Source organism: Marinifilum sp. D714, from assembly GCF_030851345.1.
Classification (GTDB): Bacteria; Bacteroidota; Bacteroidia; order Bacteroidales; family Marinifilaceae; genus Marinifilum.
On sequence record NZ_JALPNU010000010.1, the window covers coordinates 20,194 to 40,665 of the forward strand.

Annotated in this window: 14 protein-coding genes; 1 reads left to right on the plus strand and 13 read right to left on the minus strand. The window is 36.5% G+C overall.

Annotated features, from left to right (window positions below; genetic code table 11):
- Positions 1-5: 5 nt before the first annotated feature.
- From M0051_RS11015 to M0051_RS11025, 3 genes are all read right to left on the minus strand, one after another.
- Positions 6-1,157: a C40 family peptidase gene (locus M0051_RS11015; protein ID WP_306741589.1), complete on the minus strand. Its 1,152-nt coding sequence runs from the start codon at positions 1,155-1,157 to the stop codon at positions 6-8.
- 173 nt (positions 1,158-1,330) lie between these two features.
- Positions 1,331-2,791, minus strand: a complete 1,461-nt coding sequence (locus tag M0051_RS11020) for a glycoside hydrolase family 10 protein (RefSeq protein ID WP_306741590.1) — start codon at positions 2,789-2,791, stop codon at positions 1,331-1,333.
- A 1-nt stretch (position 2,792) separates the two neighbouring features.
- On the minus strand, positions 2,793-4,226 hold the full coding sequence (locus M0051_RS11025) for a transglutaminase family protein (RefSeq protein ID WP_306741591.1): 1,434 nt from the start codon (positions 4,224-4,226) through the stop codon (positions 2,793-2,795).
- Positions 4,227-4,339: 113 nt separating this feature from the next.
- On the opposite strand from M0051_RS11025, the gene M0051_RS11030 reads away from it, so the two are divergent.
- Entirely contained in the window at positions 4,340-5,614 is a 1,275-nt protein-coding gene (locus tag M0051_RS11030) for a DUF1343 domain-containing protein (RefSeq protein ID WP_306741592.1), read from the plus strand.
- 259 nt (positions 5,615-5,873) lie between these two features.
- Here the strand turns inward: M0051_RS11030 and M0051_RS11035 are convergent, their stop codons facing one another.
- The 10 genes from M0051_RS11035 to nagB form a co-directional block, all read right to left on the minus strand.
- The gene (locus M0051_RS11035) at positions 5,874-6,983 is read right to left on the minus strand and encodes an acyltransferase family protein (RefSeq protein WP_306741593.1); all 1,110 of its coding nucleotides are present in this window, start codon (positions 6,981-6,983) and stop codon (positions 5,874-5,876) included.
- A 4-nt stretch (positions 6,984-6,987) separates the two neighbouring features.
- Entirely contained in the window at positions 6,988-7,545 is a 558-nt protein-coding gene (locus tag M0051_RS11040; protein ID WP_306741594.1) for a GDSL-type esterase/lipase family protein, read from the minus strand.
- A 37-nt stretch (positions 7,546-7,582) separates the two neighbouring features.
- Positions 7,583-8,881, minus strand: a complete 1,299-nt coding sequence (locus tag M0051_RS11045; protein WP_306741595.1) for an AmpG family muropeptide MFS transporter — start codon at positions 8,879-8,881, stop codon at positions 7,583-7,585.
- 344 nt (positions 8,882-9,225) lie between these two features.
- Complete coding sequence (locus M0051_RS11050; RefSeq protein WP_306741596.1) at positions 9,226-10,548, minus strand: SpoIID/LytB domain-containing protein; 1,323 nt, start codon at positions 10,546-10,548, stop codon at positions 9,226-9,228.
- 22 nt (positions 10,549-10,570) lie between these two features.
- Positions 10,571-11,482 carry a GNAT family N-acetyltransferase gene (locus M0051_RS11055; protein WP_306741597.1) on the minus strand — a complete coding sequence of 304 codons (912 nt, stop codon included), beginning with the start codon at positions 11,480-11,482 and terminating at the stop codon, positions 10,571-10,573.
- A 102-nt stretch (positions 11,483-11,584) separates the two neighbouring features.
- Entirely contained in the window at positions 11,585-12,571 is a 987-nt protein-coding gene (locus tag M0051_RS11060; RefSeq protein WP_306741598.1) for a DUF4922 domain-containing protein, read from the minus strand.
- 20 nt (positions 12,572-12,591) lie between these two features.
- Positions 12,592-13,473, minus strand: coding sequence for an N-acetylmuramoyl-L-alanine amidase-like domain-containing protein (locus M0051_RS11065; RefSeq protein ID WP_306741599.1), 882 nt, complete (start codon positions 13,471-13,473; stop codon positions 12,592-12,594).
- 99 nt (positions 13,474-13,572) lie between these two features.
- The gene (locus M0051_RS11070; protein ID WP_306741600.1) at positions 13,573-15,027 is read right to left on the minus strand and encodes a glycosyltransferase family 2 protein; all 1,455 of its coding nucleotides are present in this window, start codon (positions 15,025-15,027) and stop codon (positions 13,573-13,575) included.
- A 29-nt stretch (positions 15,028-15,056) separates the two neighbouring features.
- Entirely contained in the window at positions 15,057-18,170 is a 3,114-nt protein-coding gene (locus M0051_RS11075) for a fibronectin type III domain-containing protein (protein WP_306741601.1), read from the minus strand.
- Positions 18,171-18,252: 82 nt separating this feature from the next.
- On the minus strand, positions 18,253-20,235 hold the full coding sequence (gene nagB / locus M0051_RS11080; RefSeq protein WP_306741602.1) for a glucosamine-6-phosphate deaminase: 1,983 nt from the start codon (positions 20,233-20,235) through the stop codon (positions 18,253-18,255).
- Positions 20,236-20,472 lie beyond the last annotated feature (237 nt).

Genomic DNA, 20,472 nt, shown 5'->3' on the forward strand with positions numbered 1-20,472 from the left:
CAATCTTAATACCAAGGATGTTCTGAAACTCTTACAATTCCTTCTTTCCCTAATCTATTTAGAACTCTACGGCCACCTAGCCATGTAACTGTCCTGTAATTGCTATAATTCTCTGCTTTGGGATCAAAACTGTTTATTTTCACTCTACCCGAGGAGTGAATAAACTCTCCATCCTTTATATACATTCCCACATGAGTGACTTTTTGTGCTTTATTTTCAGTTGCCTGTCTGCCAAAAAACACCAAATCTCCTTCTTCTAAATATTCAAACCCTTTTTCAGGAGATATGGTGTCTCCATGAAGAAACTGCAATGAAGCATCTCGAGCCAGTATTATTCCATTCATGAAATACACAGACTTAACAAAACCACTACAATCAACACCCTTAGAGGAAGTTCCTCCCCACAAGTAGGGTCTCCCCATAAATTCTTTGGCTAATTGAGTAAGTATTGACGGCTCTTTGATTTCTTTTGATTTCCATAAGTCAAAATCGATACAATCTGTCTTATTTAATCTGATCTCTCTTTTATCCGGTAGGTTTAACAGCAAATGCTTTGAATTTTCTTTCTGAACTTCCAATATTGATCCTGCCACAATATCTGTTATTGTTTCCTTGCCTTGTTCATCTTTAGCTACTTGAAAATGTGGCTGAAAAATCACTCTTCTAGCATTTCTCCAATCCGTCATTTCTTCCTTGGTTCGTAGGTTCAATGCAGCTTCATCTACCCAAGCTATATATTTATCAGGTGTCTGAATTTGGTACCAAGAATTCTTTTTACTTAAAATCTTAACAGGAGTTCCCATTATAGCTTGCGAAACAAGCTCTGCCGAATGCTTTGGTTGAGACCTAAGATTTACAACACTTAAATTTATCAATCCCCAAATCTTATTTCCCATTTTATCCTCTGGAAGCATAACCAAGCTATCGACCAAATGAACATTTAATTCTTCCAAAGATGAAAACAACGCTAACTTAGCTTTCGGCAAAGATGTTTCTCCACTAACCACCAGACTACCATTGCTACTCATAGAAAAACTTGTAGTATAAATTGCTTCTCTACCATCTGGCGCAAAACGTTTACCAATTTCCTGTGATAACTTACTCGCTTTTTGAATAGTATCATCCTTACTACCACAAGCAAACAATATCATAATCATCAGTATATAATAAGTATATTTCATGTCTTAATTTCAATCAATTGGTATTACATATTACATGATTCCAAATTTAAAAATGATCAGTTAATTTATTGGATAACACACACATGTTTAAAAACACATATTTGTAATACAAGTGAACATCTTTTACGAAAATCGATGAATATCACCTGCTAATTATTTACGATTACGTTGCTTTTTTCACTTTCACAATGTCCTTTATTTACAGCACAAACACAGTATTCACCAATAGCCTGGCCTCCTTGCAATCTCATCTCAGTTAAACTTGTAATACAAAATACTTTTTCTGATTTTCCTAATTTCTGATAGACCACATAGTATTGTGCATTTTCAGATTTTGTCCACTTCAACATTTTTCCTTCTAATCTTAACGTAGGACTTTGTGGAATTTCTCCATGATATAAAGTATTTTGCAGATGTAATGCAGGAGAATTATATACCTCATTTGTTAATGCTTCATTTATCCCCAATTTGTTTTCTACAAAGTTTTTTGCGGAGAAAAACATGCTTCCATCAACATTTTTAAGTTTTCGGTTCAATTTTATCTGGCGAACAATTTCATCAGCACTGTGCCATGATTTAATACTTGATTCAGGATTTAACCTATATGCTCCTTGACCTATATAGCATGGCTTTCCATATGAATTTTTATTCCACCATTTGGCAATCACTCTATAGTTCGCAACTTTTTTACCAATGTGCCAATAGATTTGTGGAGCTACATAATCAATCCAATCATTCTTTAACCACAACAACACATCAGCATACAAATCGTCGTAGTTGGTTTGACCAGCTTGAGTTCTTGATCCAGATTTGTCAACACTTTTGTTTCGCCAAACTCCAAATGGAGAAATACCAAAAGGCATCCAATGCTTTATTGATTTAATAGTATCGTTTATTTGTTTGATTACGAGATTTACATTCTCTCTTCTCCAATCATCAATTTGATCTGGATAAAATTTCCCACCATGCTTTGTAAAACTTTCTGAATCCGGAAAAGCCTCATCTTTTATTTTGTATGGGTAGAAATAATCGTCGAAATGAATGGCATCCACATCATACCTACGAACCACGTCACCTACAATTTTCGATACGTAATCTCTGGTTTCTGGCAATCCAGGGTTAAAATATTTGTGCTTTCCATAAGTCAGAAACAATTCTGGTCGAGTATTGGTAATGTGGTTTGGATCTGTTTTGGCATCCTTGTAAAGAAATACGGCTCTGTATGGATTCATCCAAGCATGTATTTCCATGGCTCTTTTGTGACATTCCTCAATGGCAAATTGTAATGGATCATAAGTTGGTTCCGGAGCCTTGCCTTGTTCACCTGTTAGCCACTGCGACCATGGTTCGTATGGTGAATTGTAAAAAGCATCAGTCGCTGGTCGAACCTGGAATATTACCGTATTCATCCCATTTTTCTTGTGTTGATCCAAATGAGCAATCAATTCCTTTTTCTGTTCTTCTACACTTAATCCAGGTTTCGATGGCCAATCAATATTATCTACTGTGGCAATCCATACCGCTCTCATTTCTCTTGTGGGAGATTTCTTCTTGGCAAATACTCCCAAACTTATAGAAACAAGTAATGCTATTGTTATAACTTTCTTCATACTATTCATAGCTAACTTTCATTTTGTAAGACCAGTCGCTGAAATACAGGTTACCTCCATTCCATTCCAATTCTCCTCTCTGAAAATCGATAGGTTCACTTCTAGGCCAGTTTTTCTTTGGGTAAAAGTCTCTTGAGAAATCATCATTTACAATCAATCGATAGGCATCGATTCCTGTTTTGTAGAAATGGCGCACAAAATAGTCTTCACTTTTTTGCATCTCGAATGATTGATCAAGCGGGACCCAACCAATTCCTTCGTAGTACACCTCGCACCAATCATGAAGATTCACCAATCCAGGATGCAGCATATAGCCCGATTGCCACTTGACAGGAATTCCACGATAGCGAGCCATACTCATAAACAGTAAGGTTTGCATCCCGCAGTCTCCATGCATGTTATCCAAAACATAGGTTGGAATTTGAGGCATAACACTATATTCCAATGCACTCGCCCAAGGAATATTGATATCGATCCAGTTGTACAGCAAATCTACCTGCTTTAATGGATCTGCTTCATCTCCACAAATCTCATCTGCCAGTTTCTTTATCTTATCTGTAAATACGATTTGAGGAGCTCTTTCCTTTGTATTCTCAATATAGATTTGAGAAGATTTATCGTACTCTTTCAATTTCATTTTTTCAGGAAAGAATACCTGTGCAAAAGATGTAGTTTTAAACTTTACATTGAATATGGTTTCTTTACCAGCTTCTGTAATTTTTTCACAGTAAATGCTTCTTTGTGCCAGAGAATCTGGCGCTATAATATAATTCTCTGAATTAATCGAAATGAATTCTACATTTTGCTGTCTTGCATGATTTTCTTTAGGATATGGCATCCAACAACGAACGATTTCACCCGCAGGCACAGCATCAGCTTTTAACTTTATGGTGTAATCAAATACGTTATTAACGGGATGAATCAATTCTCCTACTCCGCTTGTTTTTCTTACCAATTCAGTGGTATGATCCAGACAATAAGCAATCAAAGGATCAACACTCTTCCCTTTTAGCTTTTCTTTTCTGGCTTTGGCAAACTCGTTTACTCTAAAAAGATTTGAAACACCATTCTTAAAATACTTCTTCTGACCATTAATTAGCCTAAACTCTAAAGATTTATCTGCTTCCCATTTGGGCATATAAAGAGTCGTTGAATCCCCAAAATATTCACTCAAGCGATCAATCACATCTGCCTCGGTTAAAGAGAACTCTCTTTCTATCCTACGCATCATATCCAACTGATACAAAAATTCTCTTCTTTGTGTTTCGGTGAGAAATTTGTCTTCTAACTTATCATTGATCATGTTAGATACAACACTAAAGTCACCTCTTTCAATTAAAAGACTTAACTTGCCATTTTGCTGATCCTTTGATTCACAAGAGAAACAAAGGAACATGATGACAATAATTAAATAGTGGGTTATGGTTTTTGTCATTCTAGCATTCCATTAATATGTCATACATGTTACAAAAATAGAAATTTTATTAGTTTTGCAATGAAAAAATGTAAAAAACAACATTCTAAATTGTTAAAACCGTTATCGATACTATGAAACTGAACAACAAAAAGATGCGCACAACAACTACACTAACAAGTAGAATTGTATTATTCATGCTCACCTTAGGGCTTTTCCAGTTACAATCTAATGCCCAAACTGTAGAAACTGGAATAGATGTACTACAAAAATCAAATTTTAAAATTTTATCTGGAAAAAGGATCGGTATTATCACAAATCCCACTGGAGTGAATAAAAATATTGTTTCAACCATCGATTTGCTACATGAAGCTACAAATGTTGAAGTGAAAGCTTTGTACAGTCCTGAACATGGAATTAGAGGAGATCATGCTGCAGGTGCCAAAGTTGGAACATATACCGATGAAAAGACCGGTCTAACCGTATATTCTCTTTATGGCAAAAATAAAAAGCCAAATGCTGAAATGCTAAAAGGATTGGATGCCTTGGTTTACGATATCCAGGACATTGGAGTAAGATCGTACACTTATATCAGTACAATGGGATTGGCAATGGAAGCTTGTCAGGAAAATGATATTGAATTAATTGTTTTAGATCGTCCTAACCCAATTGGCGGTTTAAAAGTTGAAGGCGGCCTGGTTGAACCTGACTATATTTCTTTTGTAAGTCAGTTTCCTGTTCCATATGTATATGGATTAACCTGTGGCGAGCTTGCCAATTATTTAAACGAAGAAGGCTTATTGAAGGATGGCAAAAAATGTAAGCTAACTGTTGTAAAAATGGATGGCTGGAAACGAGATATGATTTTTGCTGAAACAGGTCTGCCATGGGTCCCAACATCACCTCACATCCCAAATTCCAATACTGCAATTTACTATGCAATTTCAGGAATTTTAGGAGAACTTTATACAGTATCAATTGGAGTTGGATACACACAACCTTTTGAACTATTCGCTGCAGAATGGATCAATGCCGACAAATTAGCATCTAATTTAAATGAACTATCTCTACCTGGAGTAATATTCCGTCCGGTACATTACAAACCATACTATTCAGTTAGCAAGGGAGAAATGATTCATGGCGTACAGTTACATTTTACCGATGTGACAAAAGCACCACTTTCTTTAATTCAATTCTACGTTCTGCAAGAACTACACAAATTAAATCCAGACAAAAATGTGTTTGAAATGTGCGATGAAGCTCGCCTAAACATGTTTGATAAAGTTTGCGGAGACAAGAAAATCAGAGATGAGTTCTCGAAGAAGTTCTTGGTTAAAGACATTGAAGATCTTTGGAATATTCCTGCAGAAGATTTTAAAGAAAAATCGAAAAAATATTGGTTATACTAATACATGTATATGGTCGCTTTTTAGCGACCATTTTTTTACGCTTCCGCAAAAACTTGCGCACCGTTGTGCAAAAAATTGCGTAGCCTTCCGCAACTTTTTGCGGAAGGTACATTTTAATAAGAGGAAAATTTACTTTGGCTTTTGCATACAGTTTGCAGATACGATTTCTTACTTTGGCTCATTTCAACATTAAGCTTTAAACGAACTTCTCACTAACTATAAGCAAAAAAGAAAGCTTCGGAATTCCGAAGCTTTCTTTTTATATCTTAATAAAAATGCGTTTTCGATACAGGTACAACACAATCAACCAGTATACTATGATGTGAGAAAGGGCAAAAAACAAAGATCCATTTAATGGTCCAGCCCAGGAAGCAAATGCATTTTGATACAACCATGCATATCCCGTTATCAATTTTCCGGAAGAATCGGAAAAATGAACCAAATAAATAATCACTTTTACCCAAACTACAGATAATACAAAAATGAAAAGAGGATTCATTCCGAAAACCAAAAATGGGTGAGCCCATTTTTTATAATCCAGCATATCGATAAAGAAAATCATTACGGCCATTACCAATTGAGCCAATCCTGCGGTATACAGCACATAAGAACTTGACCAAATTGGTTTGTTAATCGGAAATCCAATATTCCAAATCAAACCTGCTATAACACCCAATACACCAAAGATTAGCAATCTAGGAACAATCATTTTTCTTTCTGAAGAAGAAATCAAACTACCAGTAAGATATCCTAATACAACGGTCACAATCGCAGGTAGTGTGCTAAACAATCCTTCCGGGTCAAAAGGAAGGCCAAAACCTTTATACAGATGACTTTCTCCTAAAATTGCAGTATCGAAAGCCATTGTTGGATTTCCTTCCAAACTATATGGTTGATCACCACCAAGGAAATAAACCAATCCCCAATAGGCAAAAAGTATGGCACCAGAAACAATTAGCAATCTGGTTTTATTCAAAGCAAGACATAACAGACTACCCAATCCGTAGGCAAGTGCAATGCGTTGTAGAACTCCCATTATTCTTAGATTCTCCAATTTTAAATGATAAAAAGGGAATGCATTTAGTAACAATCCGATTCCAAAAATGATTACTGTTCTTTTCAGAATCTTTTTCCCAGCATCGGCATTTAGTTCATGATTAAATTTTTCGAAAGCAAAGAACATTGCCACACCTACTGTGAACAGAAAAAAAGGAAATACCAAATCTGTTGGTGTGCAACCATGCCACTTAGAGTGCAAGAGTGGCGCATACACGTGACTCCAACTACCCGGAGTGTTTACCGTAATCATTGCAGCAATGGTTAATCCCCGAAAGGCATCCAAAGCCATTAATCTTTGCGATTTTCCCATAATATTAAATTAAATCTTCAGATTGCAAGCAGTTTTTCCAAACCCGGTATCCTGCATCATTTAAATGAAGCCCGTCATAGGTATATTCTTTCATCAGTTCATTGGAGTAGGTAGAGAAAGATGGATACAAATTCACAAAAGTGATATTTTCCTCCTTGCACAGACTTTTCAACAAGCTGTTAATATCTCTTATTTTTACAGAATCAAACACGTTACTAGGAAACATTTCAAAATTAACCGGCAATAAAGACTGTATAACCAAATTGCTTCTGGTTTCATTCTTTACTTTTAGAATCAGCTTCGAAAAGTTCTCAACAATTGCATTTGATTCGATACCATCCCCCAAATCGTTAACGCCCATCATTAAAAATATCTGATCGTTTTTTTGATCCAACACTGCGGGCAATCGCATCAGAATATCATTCGATTTTTCTCCCGGAACACCATGATTGTAGACTTCATGATTGGGAAAGAAATCATCCCATCTTCCTGCGTATGTTAGACTATCTCCTAGAAATGCGATTTTCATGATTACTATTGTATGCCATGGGTTAAACTCCATGGCAATTCATATTTGCACAAACTATTTTTGCAAGTAATTACTTCTTTTTGATTCCGTATTGAGGATCAACCTTAATCAGTTTCACCATTATAAAACTTGGGATGGTACAAAGGATTACCCAAATAAAGAAATGCTGATATCCGATCATTTCCTGAATCCATCCAGAAACCATACCTGGCACCATCATTCCCAAGGCCATTAAGCCGGTACAAAATGCAAAGTGAGCTGTTTTGTGTTTTCCTTCCGACACATAAATTTGGTACAACATGTAAGCCGTGAATCCAAAACCATAACCAAATTGCTCAACTGCTACCGATGCACAAACCAAAACAAATGATTCAGGCAATGCATATGATAGGTACACATATACTAAATTTGGAAGATTAATGGCAATTACCATTGGCCACAACCAATATTTCAAGCCTTTTCTCGAAGCTGCGTATCCACCAAGAATTCCTCCTATGGTTAAGAACAAAACTCCAATGGTTCCATAAACAATCCCCACATCACTGGTTGATAAACCTAAACCTCCAACTTCTCTTCCATCTAATAGGAAAGGCGAAGCCATTTTAACCAACTGAGATTCTCCTAATCGATAGGTTAATAGCACTCCCAAAATCAGTAAGATATCTTTTTTGAAAAAGAATGTCTTGAATGTCTCAGCAAAATCAGAGAATACATTTGCAAAACTGCTTACTTCTCTTTCCTCATCTTCTTTCGGATGCGGCAAGGCAAACTTGTGGTAGAATGTAAACAACAGGAATAAACCAGCCAAAATCACAAAAATCATCGACCAGGCCATTGGAATATTTTCTCCTTTTCCAAACAAATTTGTTGTTTCAAAAATACCAGCTAAATAAACCAAAGCTCCCTGACCAACAATCATTGCTAATCGGTAAAAAGTACTCCTGATTCCTATAAAATAAGCCTGTTGATTATCATCAATTCCATACATGTAAAAACCATCAGCAGCAATATCGTGAGTTGCTGAACTAAATGCCAACAACCAGAAAAATGCCAGTGTAGATTGAAAAAACAATGATGTTGGAACGGTAAAGGCTACTCCAGCCAATCCTGCTCCAATAAACAATTGCATGGTCACAATCCACCAACGCTTGCTTTTCAGAATATCAACCAATGGACTCCAAAATGGTTTAATTACCCATGGCAAATACAACCATGATGTGTACAAAGCAATATCGGTATTCGAAATTCCCAATCGTTTGTACATGATTACAGCAACGGTCATCACTACCACATATGGAATTCCCTCAGCAAAATACAAGGATGGAATCCATGCCCAAGGCGAGCGAGTTTTTGATTTTGTTTTAGACATTATTTATATTTTTTCAATCTGACTAATAACTTTCAATTTTATATTCTCCCCGTTTTAGGGGAGATCCCGACAGGGAGAGAGGTGCTTTTAATATCTTATCCTACTTTCACCCTTTAGTCTGTCGACAGTTCCCCTAAAAGGGAAACATTCATCTAGAAATCTAGATTCAAATTTTGATCCTATCTCTTAGAAAGTACACCAATATGTTTCTTTTACCTCACCCTAAATCCCTCGCCCATAGGAGAAGGACTTTCGATGTTTAATTTTGGTGCTCTCACTCGAAGTGATGGTACCAATATTTTTTATTGAGAGTCTCACTTAGAGTGAGAATCTCAAATAAGCAATTAATATCTCTTCTCTAATTCAGCTCCTCTAAAATAGTGAAGCAAAATTTCATCGTGTTTATATCCTTTTGCACCCATTACCGCAGCACCAATCTGACAAAGTCCAACGCCATGCCCCCAACCTGCACCAATCAGTACAAATTTCGAAGGCACTTCATTAACTACATCTAATTTGTCTACCACAAATTCAGAACTGTAAAGGTGAGATTCTGAAAGCACTTTGCGGATTTCCAATTCTTTTCCGATAGTTAAGGTACGCTTGCTACCAACAATTTTTAGAGTGATTAATCTACCCGATTCCCCACGTTCGCCTGGAATCAAATCCAAAATCTGACCAAATTCTTTTCCTGTTTTTCTTTCAATCAGTTCAGCAATTTCCTCTTGGGTATATTCAACTTTCCAGCGATAGAAATCCATTGTTTCCTGATCGTAATCGTTCAGTACCTGAGATAAAATTTCCTTATCGGTAGTATTACAGAATGCATCTGGTGAAGTACGAATAAATTTATCTGCAGCTTCCTCCTTGGTCAAATCCATATCATATCCTTCCGGAGCTTGAGGATTATCGATTACAGCTTGCAAATATTTATGGTTTTCAGGCTCCCAAACATTCTCAAAGGTTTCTGCTACACCTCCGCAACATTTTGAGAATCTCGCATCACAGATTTTTCCTTCACTGGTCAATACAAGACCGCGTGTTTCATTAATGGCATCCACCACCAATGGAGTCGACTGCTTTGTCATTCCCTGGTAACGCTGACAATGATCGTCAGCACAAACATCAAAATTCACATGATCTTCTCTGTCATACCAACGAATAAAAGAATCTTCTGCTTCTACAATACTCTGATATTGGGTATTTGATTTCTGTAATTCTTCACCTTTAATTACCTGAGCCATCAACCATGAACGAGAAATAACCGCATGAGCTTTTAGCAACTCTATGCTACTTGTAGCACTCATTTCAGAAGAAATCACACTTACCAAATAATCCTCAAGTGATAAAACATTGATTGCAGTTAGCTTTTCATCCTCACAAATAAAATGTAAACTTCCTTTGAATCTCTGATCTTCCTTACGCTCCCAATGAAATTTAATTCCGATGGTAACTCCGAACAAATCAAAGTTACTTGCATCATACCCTTTAGGATTGAAAATCAATTCTTCCTCAATGATTCCATCGAATGAGATTTTGCCATCAATATATTTTGCTTCTTGCTTTCCTGTATATTCTTTCCCATTTTGCTTTAGTACGTAGGTTCCGTTCAACTGAAACGAAATCTCCTTTTCGTACATGATTCCAACTCGTAATTGTGGTTCCATTTTATTAGATTTTAGGTCTCTTTTAGTTCAATTTTTTCTCGTATCTCCAAAATATTCTCTCTACAACAGCACCTGTATGATGCGAGTAGAAATCAATTGGTCCAACCCAAGGAATTATAGCTGTTTTGTACCCTAAGTTTTTCAAGTCCTCCAAACAATGGTACAATAAAACTCTTCCCATTCCTTTTCCTCTTAAATCGGGATGAGTACCCATTGGGCCAAACCATGGCAAGCCTTTGTTGTTTGCAGAATGCGCCGAAAAAGCACGAATCTTACCATCTAGTTTTGCGATATGAATACTGATTGGTTCAGTTTTGTAAGCCATTTCCAATTCATATTGCCACAACTTCCACTCTTCTTCAACAAATTCCATTAGCTCTTGCTTGTCTTCGGGTGTAGCCCGACAAACTTCAATTTTATCCGCCTTTAAAGCTTCTATCTTTTTGGGATCATTCCAATCTCTATTATCCAGATCTACCAAAAGGTTTGAAGTATCCATGAATCTATCGAATCCCATTCGAATGGCGAAACATAGAGCTGGCGTATATTTAGGATCGATGCCCGGCATAAAATAATTCATTGGCACATCGCCCAAACGCATTACATCCACTTTTCTTTGTTTCAGTTCTGTTTCCAATAACTCATACATCGATCTCGCAATTCGATTTCTTCTGTATGCATTATCTACAGCCATCATTTTTACATAGCCATAGTTCACTCCTCGAATATCCATTCGACAGGTTCCCATCAGGAATCCAACAATTTTATCCTGATCGCATGCAATCCAAACTAATTCTTGCTCATAAAATGGATCCTCGTAGATTTTCTCCTTCAGCAAATCCTCACGAATCACATCCAAATGATAACTTTTCTGACACAATGGTAATACTTGTTCAAAATCGGAATCCTGATATTGGCGAATGGTGTAGTTCATAGTCTAATTTTAGAATTTGATGCTCTCACTTCAAGTGAGGGTATCAATATTTTTTCACTGAGAGCCTCACTTAAAGTGAGACCCTCAGATTATTAACTCTGATTAAGATTTTACTTTTTTACAAAGTGCAGAGAATACTTCTTCATCCACACACACTTGTTTGAATATATCTTCTATATCCTCAGCTTTAATTTTCTCAAAGTCTTCTCTTCTTGGGGTAATAAATACACCTCCAAAATCAACAGATGCAGGACTAATCAATATCTGATCATCCCCTTCTGCAAAATATTGAGTTGGACGATGTAATTTTCTTGGGAACAAATGCATAATGTATTTACCACCAACATAAGCACAAATCACATTCAACATTGGTTCTTTTTCTTCCGGTTGCATTGCTGCAAATGCATTGTAAAATTTACTTACAACAGCTATCAATTCTTCGGCATTAGCAGTTTCAACACTAATCATTCTTCTTAAGTAATGATTGAATGCTCGAACTTCAATATCATCTGATTTCACAAGCAAATCAGCACTGTCTTTTAATGCAAAATACTCTTTTTCTACTGGCATAAACCCTTTGTTTCCTCCCTGGAAATGCATGTGATCTGGTGCCGAAGCGCCACATTTAGGCCCGTTGTAGAATAGTGTATACCCTTGCATATCCTTCACCAAAGACAACATTCCTTCCAAATTATCCATGAAGGATTGATCCACATGATCAACTTTTGGAATGGTAAAATGCTGAGGAATAATTGGAAATGGATTCACCAAAACAACATACTCTTTGCCTTGTGCAATTCCTCCCTGCTCTGCTGGTAATTTATCCAAACACAAGAAACAAGCACGATTTTCAATACTCTTCTTATCTACCTTAGCAGCAGATGAACGAATTCTTTCCGGATTAAATTGAACTTTCATTTTAAATCCATCAAAACCAAATTCTTTCTCCTCTACTTTCTCCAATCCTTTAAAATTCCCATTGGCAAGCGGCCAATCTCTAACTTGTTGATTTAAAAAATCACTTAGTATTTCAACTGAAGATTTCTCTTTCAGTAGATCTTCAATCTTATCTATGCTGTGTAAATCCATTTCTCTGAACAAACTATTATTTATTGTACTCTGGCAACCATTATTCCTGATTGTAATTTGCTTTCCTTTAATATATCGGCTAATGGAATATCTGAGATCACAACTTCTTTTGCCAAGCTGGATGCATGCATTAAGTGCAGTCTCTCATTTACATGAATCGCAATGCCTACATGCGAAATATCCAAGCCTTTTATTTTTGTAGTTATGGCAATTAAATCTCCGTTATAAATCTTATTCTCCACATTCTGAACATTATCTTCTGGGATATAGAACAAATCTCGCCCATTGATTGCATTTTCAGTATCTTGAATCGATACAATCAATGAAGAGTCTGCTTTTAGTGCTGGATACGAATCAACATGCTTACTCATAAAATTGATTTCTTTCATGTATTTTACTCCACCAATTTCTGAAGTAACATTCTTCACAATTCCTTTCTGTTCATTCTCATAAATCCAATCAGAAAAGTAGTGTAATCGGGAGGTATAATCCTTAATTTCTCCTTTGCGATAACGAAGTTCTTTTAGCTTATTCAGAAAATCATTTTCAGAAAAATGATCTTGCTTTGAAATTGATGAAAGCACAACTACATTTTCAAGATAAGTGGTACAATCCAGTTCTCTTAAATTCACCACCAACTTTTCATCACCATCTGCTTCCAGAGTTCCCCCAACATAAGGAGTTAGCAAAAACAATTTTCCTACTTCCAGAATTCGATCGGCACTTTCAAGATTAGAAAAAGAATTTTCTTGCGCTATCTTTCTTATTGAATTAAAAATAGCCTGATCAATTGTATCTGTCAATTGAACCATCTTGTTTGATTCCTTTTGCTGATCATCTTTTCCCTTACATGACACGAGGGCAAACAAAAGAATTAAAATTTGCAAACTGAATAATCTCATAACGCTAATTTTATACCGATTTTTTTCTGAAATATGAATGCTATAAAAGGAAACAGGAGAACTCACTCCTGATTCCTCACTAACCTTAACTATTCTAATTTACTTCGCTAACAACTTTCTTGCTTTTAGCTCAATCGTGCGAACTCTATCTTTGTAGGTGTTGTGTGCGTTCATTTTCTCAATATCCAATGATGCATCTGAATTATCCTCCCAACGACGACACAAATAAATTGGATTGTAAATTCTACCAATTTGATAGTTACGAGAGATTGCCAAACCAAGTGCATAATCTTCACCATAGTTCACATTTGGAATAGGATTATTACGAAGAACCGGAGTGTAGAAAGCACGTGGCGCACCCAAACCGTTAATACGAAGAGCATTATTTCTACCATTCTCAGGTGTCCATTCTCTGTGATCAATAATTCCCGGAGGAATTTCTTCCAATTTGAAGTTCACCATTTGGTAGGTTCCAACAACCATTGCACAATTTTCTCTGTAGAATGCATCCACCACTTGCTGTACTGTTGTTTCATCAGCATACAAATCATCACTATCTAACTGAATGGCAAACTTACCACAAGCTTCATGATTTACCGCTTCATTCCAACATCCTCCAATTCCCAGGTCTTTTCTCTCTGGGATAATATGTATCAATCTCTCATCTTGTTCTGCATATTTCGCAATGATTTCTGTTGTTCCATCTGTTGAGTAGTTATCAACGATAATCAAGTTGAAATCTACATTTGCCTTTTGAGAAAGAACTGATTTGATTGCATCCTCAATTGTTTTTACACGATCGCGAACCGGAATTACAACAGAAGCCTCTACTTTAAAGTCTCCTTCATTAAAAGCTACATCCTTAAATTTAGGCTCTAAATAAGCACCAATTCTCTTCAAATGCTCAGTACACGCTTCTTCCATCTCTATTTGTACTGCACGGTTTTTAGGATCAACATAGTCGAAAATCTTTTCACCTGATTTTCTGGTATCCATCTCTTCCTCTGTGTACAATACTTCAGGAATTCTCATGAATTCAGAACGAGCCGCTACAGCCAAACGCAATGCATACAAACCTGCATGTTCATATTTTGCATCCACATCTTCTACTGCATACTTAAACATTTTGGCATCATAAAAAAGAACTGAACCAAAGTTGAAATCATCTCTCAAGCTACCTTCCTGGTAGTCGATAACCGGTAGATTTTCTACTTTACCTCCTTTAATTGCACGATGGTTTGAATAAACCAAACCGCTATTGGTATCAGTTGCTACTTGATAGAAACGCTCAACTGCCAATTGCCCCAAAGTCAATGCACTCGTTTTAGTGTAAAGCAAAACATATTCTGAATCTGATTTCTCAGCCATTAACTGAATGGTTTTTCCATTCGTCAATGCTTCACAATTCAAAACTTCTGCACCTTTAATTTCTTCAGCGTTTTTTCCTACAATAAAGATGTTAGATACCAATTCTGATTTTCTTAACTCACTAACAGTAATTGTTGTTTCTTCTTTTGTTCCAAAAGGCAGAAAACATGTAATTTTTGCACTCATTCTTTTATAATTAAGCTTTTATTATTTTCTTATTTATTAAAAAATCGAAAGATCTTACTCATCAAATTATTACGATCTTCCTTTGTTTTAAGTGTTTCAAAAGGAAATCCTAAAATGATTGACTGATAATCTCCATCATAAACAACACCAGCACTTTTGGTATTGTTAGTGTATCGTAGAAATACCTTTGCATTCTTACCTACAGGCTCGAGGGCATCCGGAGCTTCTACTTTGTATATCTTTTCATTAAATCCTGTTTCGAATTGATAATTTCCTATGAAATTTGCTTTTACTTCATTGGGATGAGATATGGCACCAGATTTACTTGCATAATTGGTTCTGAATAAGAAATGCAGTTCATTTTCAGTAAATTCTTTGATTAATGTATCTCCACATTCCACAACATCAGTTCCCAGGTATGCTCCCGAAATAATCAATTTTGCATCTTTTGATTGAATGTATTTTCTGATAGCCTTCACCATATCTGGTGTATAAATCGTAAAATCTATATTCTCTTTCCCGTATAATTTTTTGGTGGTTTTCTCTTCGCCAAAAATCAAATCCAGTGCTTTGTAATCAGTTGCTTCCCAATTTCCGCTTTCAAAAGATTCATCACTCATTGATACAAAACCATATCCGGCAGATTTAATAGCTTCACCATGTACATAAGGATAATCAAAACTATTTCCTGCAATGATCTTTTCTTCCTGGTCAGCATAACTTGAACCATGACCCGAAGCATCATCATCCAACCATGGTGATTTTCTATCAAAATCATACTGATCACCTACATAGGCAATGTTTCTTTTATAAGCTACACCTTCATCCACAGAACTATTGAAACCAGCATATTTCCCATCATCAAAACCTTGTGGCGAAGCGATTCTGTCAAAACCATTTACTATTAAAACAGGCTTTTCACCATTTTCAGATTTATGATAGGATAAAATCTCGGAGGGGAAACTTTCACCACCCTTGTTCAAAGCTGTAATCTTAAAACTGTATATATTTTCAGAACTTAAATTTTTAAGTAAGAATTCCTCTTTTCCGACCAGTACACCATTATCAAATCCACCATCATTCAATCTGGTGTAAACCTTATATTTCTTTGCAACTGCACTTTCTTCCAACGGATCGGCTACTGCCTTCCAGCTCAGCCTGATTCCATTTTCGTTTTCATCAATTCTAAAATGATCAACAGGCAATGGTTGCACTACATAGTCTTTCCCTTCCTGCGAAGTCAAAAATCTCAACACTCCCTTATAATATGCACGGCTAATGTGAAATTTAAATTTCGGATCCATTCCTTGGTACATATCAGCAAAATTGTGATGTGATAGCATTTCCGACAACATGGTAGGAACCTTAGGTCGGTAAGCTTCCGAATATTGCTTGTTCCACATTCCTCTTCTTGTCCATTTTGGCTCGAACAGTTTTCTGATATCTTCTACCACCTGTGTTTGCACAATATCTGTTAAATCTCTGCTCGCCCATTTCGACTGTCCATTTACAAACTTATCCGTATTATCACGGGTAGTATTATAAATTGCTAAAGTTCCAACAATGGAATCATTCGGTGTAAAGCCAGCGTCGGTATGAAATCCCAGAGCCATATCAACAGGAATCCCAAGACCTTTTGCATTTACATGCTTTGTGGGTCCATTAGGTGCACCAATTAAATAGTCTACCCATTCACCACGACTCATATAATCATCCTTGTAATCGGTCTTCCCACTTTCTCGCTTTTGAAACTTTGCTGCATCCTTTCCTCTGTTGCTATAATCTGCCTTATAATTTTTGTTGATACTATAAACTATTGAATCGGGCATACCAGCATATTGCAGATAATAACGGGCAGCTTCATGGTATCTCGGACGATTACTGGTATATCTTTGCCACTTGGAAGAATCCATTGCAAAGCCAAGTTCATTTCTTTCCTGAACCAATTCATTCAATTCATCTACCTTACCTCTGGCAATATTTCCTATTCCTCCGCCAAAACGAACAGCATCAGCAGAAACCCAGTTTCCTTCTTCCTTACTTTCATTGGTAAGTACTACTTTACCGCTTTCCGGATTTTTGCCCTGATCAAACAAGAACGTTCCCAAGTAAATCCAGGTATTTCCACCCATACTCTGATTTACGAGAAAATCGGTTTTTCCTCCAGCATGATGAACTGAATAATGAGCATCACTCACATTATCATCATCAACTGAATAGGATACGTAAACAGCATATTCTCCCTTTTCAGGAATATAAGGGGTGTATTCCACTCGTGCAGTTTCATGTGAAGCGACCTCTGCCTGCATACTACCTCCCATTTCGAATGGATTTTCTCCCTCAACATAAAACGGATACTTGTTATTAAAACCAGGTTGAGAATTGGTTACCCAATTTCCGGATTCTTTATAATCCGACAGGATCGAGCACCAGTCAGCATCTACAATTACTTCATTGGTTTGAACATCACGTTCTCTTGGAAATAAAACGTTTGCACCTGCATTTTCCAGCATAGGCGCTATGAAAGGAACCACAAATTCCATGGCCCACATATCTTCAACGGTAGTATACACTCTGGCTCTTTGCCACTCCCAACGATCTAAAGTATTTTCGTAATACCATCCATGCGAATGCCATAGGGCAATGTGTTTATTTTCTAATCCAAATTGATAGTTTTCATTCCCAATTTTCCTAACCAAAGTCTTTATTACATCACTTTCAACAGACAATCGATCTTTTGCCAAAGGAAATGATTCATCTCTGTAGTAATTAGGAATCAATTCCCCAATTTCCATTCCCATACTTTCGATACGAACATCGTATTTCTTGAACTTACGACCAAGAATTTCCTTTAACTCATCATGATATTGCTTTACTGCATTGGGTCTGAAAGGAAGATAGGAAAAAGTTGAATTTACATATACTGTAATTTCTTTTTTGCCAGAATTCACGTTCAAACTGTCCAACTTAAAGCGATAAACAAACTCATCCGAAGCCTGTTTTAAAAATTCTAAAGCAGCCTTCTCCGCTTTCCTATTCAAACGATCTGATTTCTCAGCTGCCTGAACCGAAAAACCAATCAGCAAAAAAATAAATAGTATAAGGATATTCGACTTTGTAAATCTGTTTGATATAGAACTCATATTCCTAAAATTCAGTGCAATATTATCAATCTATGTATGATTGGGCAGAAGAAATTCTGCCCAATAAAATGTAATGATAAATCTAAACAATAAACCTGACAAAAGCTTCGATTGCTTCATATTCTGCCAAGCCTAATTTATTAAATAAATTGGCCGTTGCTCGATTTCTGGCTTCCGATCTCTGCCAAAACAATCTTGAATCGTTACCCATATATGGAGCACTTTCCATTTGTGATTGATGACGTAAAATTGCATTTCGCTTGTGTTGCAATTCTTCCGGACTAATTGGTACTGCCATTTGAATTTCATCCAAATCCCACTCTTGCCAAGCTCCTCTATATAGCCATACATAGCAATTCTCCATCCACTCTTCATCTTTTACAATCTGGAGTGCCTGGTAAATTCCTTCCCAACAAACTCTGTGAGTTCCATGTGGATCAGACCAATCTCCAGCAGCAAAAATCTGCTGTGGCTTCACCTTTCTCAACAAATTCACAATAATTTGAACATCTTCCTTTCCTATTGGATTTTTCTTCACTTTACCAGTTTCATAAAACGGAAGATCAAGGAAGTGAAGATTCTTAGAACGAAGACCAACAAAACGACAAGCAGCTTTTGCTTCACCTCTACGAATTAAAGATTTCATTCTGCGAACTTCAACAGTATCCATCTCGCCCGGAGATTTATTCTCCAATAAAAATTTGCGAATGTCTTCGATCACACTTGGCAAATTGCCTTCATTGGTGTCGTGAGTTTGCGCAAAACTTTTCACAAACGATAAATATCGAATCGCTTCATCATCCGCAACAGCAATATTACCTGAAGTTTGATAAGCAACATGCACTTCATGACTTTGATCAACCAATCTCTTTAGTGTTCCACCCATCGAAATTACATCATCATCAGGATGAGGACTAAATACCAAAACCTTTTTCTGAGCAGGCTCAGCTCTTTCCGGACGATTCGAATCATCGGCATTTGGCTTACCTCCAGGCCAGCCAGTAATTGTATGCTGTAAGTCGTTGAAAACTTTAATATTTACTTCATAAGCCGACCCATACCAAGCAAGAAGTTCACTTAAACCGTTATCATTATAATCTCTATTGGTCAACTTCAAAACTGGTTTTTCCAATTTATTACATAGCCAAACCACAGCTTTACGAATCCAGTAACGATCCCATTCTACACTCCCTACCAACCATGGCTGCTTCACTCTTGTTAGTTCGTTAGCTGCTGGCACATCTAACACAAACTGCACATCATTGTGGCGTTGCAAATAACTAGCAGGAACAGAATCACTCTGCCCTTCCTCTAATGCCTTTTTTACGATAGGAGCTTTACCTTCTCCCCAAGCCATCAGAATCACACGTTTTGCCTTAAATATAGTACCAACTCCCATTGTAATTGCGGCTTTTGGCACCTTGTTTAATCCGTTAAAATCTTTTGCAGCATCACGTCTGGTTAAAGCATCAAGCATGATTAAACGGGTCTTTGAATCCAATTGAGAACCCGGCTCGTTAAAACCAATATGTCCTGTTCTACCAATACCCAATATTTGCATATCAAGCCCGCCGAAAGAATCAATCTTTGCTTCGTATTCCGAACAGTAATTAAAAATTCCTTCCTTGCTCACTTCCCCGTCAGGTACATTAATTTGATCGCGAGGAATATCTATATGATTGAAAAGAACATCATCCATGTAATAATTATAGCTCTGTGCGCTTTTATTATTCATTGGATAATATTCATCAAGATTAAATGTAATTACATTTTTAAATGACAAACCTTCCTCTTTGTGCATACGCACCAATTCAGCATATACTCCTAATGGTGTTGCTCCTGTAGCTAATCCAAGCACACAAACATCTTTTTTCTCTGCCTTCTCTTTAATAAGATTTGCAATTTCATGAGCTACCCACTTTGCACCCTTTTCAGCCGTAGCAAAAATATCAGCAGGCATTTTCTCATATCTTGTTTTTACCGTTTTATCGAACTCATCCGATGGTTGGTAATACAACTTAGCTTCATCCAGCTCTCCTCTAAATTGTAATATTTGATTTTCCATATTGCTAACTCCTGATTTAAATTACTTTCGCATCAAAAATAGAACAGAAATTCAAAAAATCCAAAATTGGTATTACATGTTATATAATACTTTTTGAATGGGATTAATTTTTCTATATTTGTATCATGAAAGTGAAGTTCCTTTTAATACAGGGTTTTCAATGCCATGATTCTTTACGACAGCATTAAAACACAAAAACAAGCCCTTCATTAAATTGTAATTTTATTTTCCTGCAAC

Bases quoted from the DNA above. Each gene is read 5' to 3' on its own strand.
- M0051_RS11015 (WP_306741589.1), bottom strand. From the start codon at position 1,157: ATGATTATGATATTGTTTGCTTGTGGTAGTAAGGATGATACTATTCAA.
- M0051_RS11020 (WP_306741590.1), bottom strand. From the start codon at position 2,791: ATGAAGAAAGTTATAACAATAGCATTACTTGTTTCTATAAGTTTGGGA.
- M0051_RS11025 (WP_306741591.1), bottom strand. From the start codon at position 4,226: ATGACAAAAACCATAACCCACTATTTAATTATTGTCATCATGTTCCTT.
- M0051_RS11030 (WP_306741592.1), top strand. From the start codon at position 4,340: ATGAAACTGAACAACAAAAAGATGCGCACAACAACTACACTAACAAGT.
- M0051_RS11035 (WP_306741593.1), bottom strand. From the start codon at position 6,983: ATGGGAAAATCGCAAAGATTAATGGCTTTGGATGCCTTTCGGGGATTA.
- M0051_RS11040 (WP_306741594.1), bottom strand. From the start codon at position 7,545: ATGGAGTTTAACCCATGGCATACAATAGTAATCATGAAAATCGCATTT.
- M0051_RS11045 (WP_306741595.1), bottom strand. From the start codon at position 8,881: ATGTCTAAAACAAAATCAAAAACTCGCTCGCCTTGGGCATGGATTCCA.
- M0051_RS11050 (WP_306741596.1), bottom strand. From the start codon at position 10,548: ATGGAACCACAATTACGAGTTGGAATCATGTACGAAAAGGAGATTTCG.
- M0051_RS11055 (WP_306741597.1), bottom strand. From the start codon at position 11,482: ATGAACTACACCATTCGCCAATATCAGGATTCCGATTTTGAACAAGTA.
- M0051_RS11060 (WP_306741598.1), bottom strand. From the start codon at position 12,571: ATGGATTTACACAGCATAGATAAGATTGAAGATCTACTGAAAGAGAAA.
- M0051_RS11065 (WP_306741599.1), bottom strand. From the start codon at position 13,473: ATGAGATTATTCAGTTTGCAAATTTTAATTCTTTTGTTTGCCCTCGTG.
- M0051_RS11070 (WP_306741600.1), bottom strand. From the start codon at position 15,027: ATGAGTGCAAAAATTACATGTTTTCTGCCTTTTGGAACAAAAGAAGAA.
- M0051_RS11075 (WP_306741601.1), bottom strand. From the start codon at position 18,170: ATGAGTTCTATATCAAACAGATTTACAAAGTCGAATATCCTTATACTA.
- nagB (WP_306741602.1), bottom strand. From the start codon at position 20,235: ATGGAAAATCAAATATTACAATTTAGAGGAGAGCTGGATGAAGCTAAG.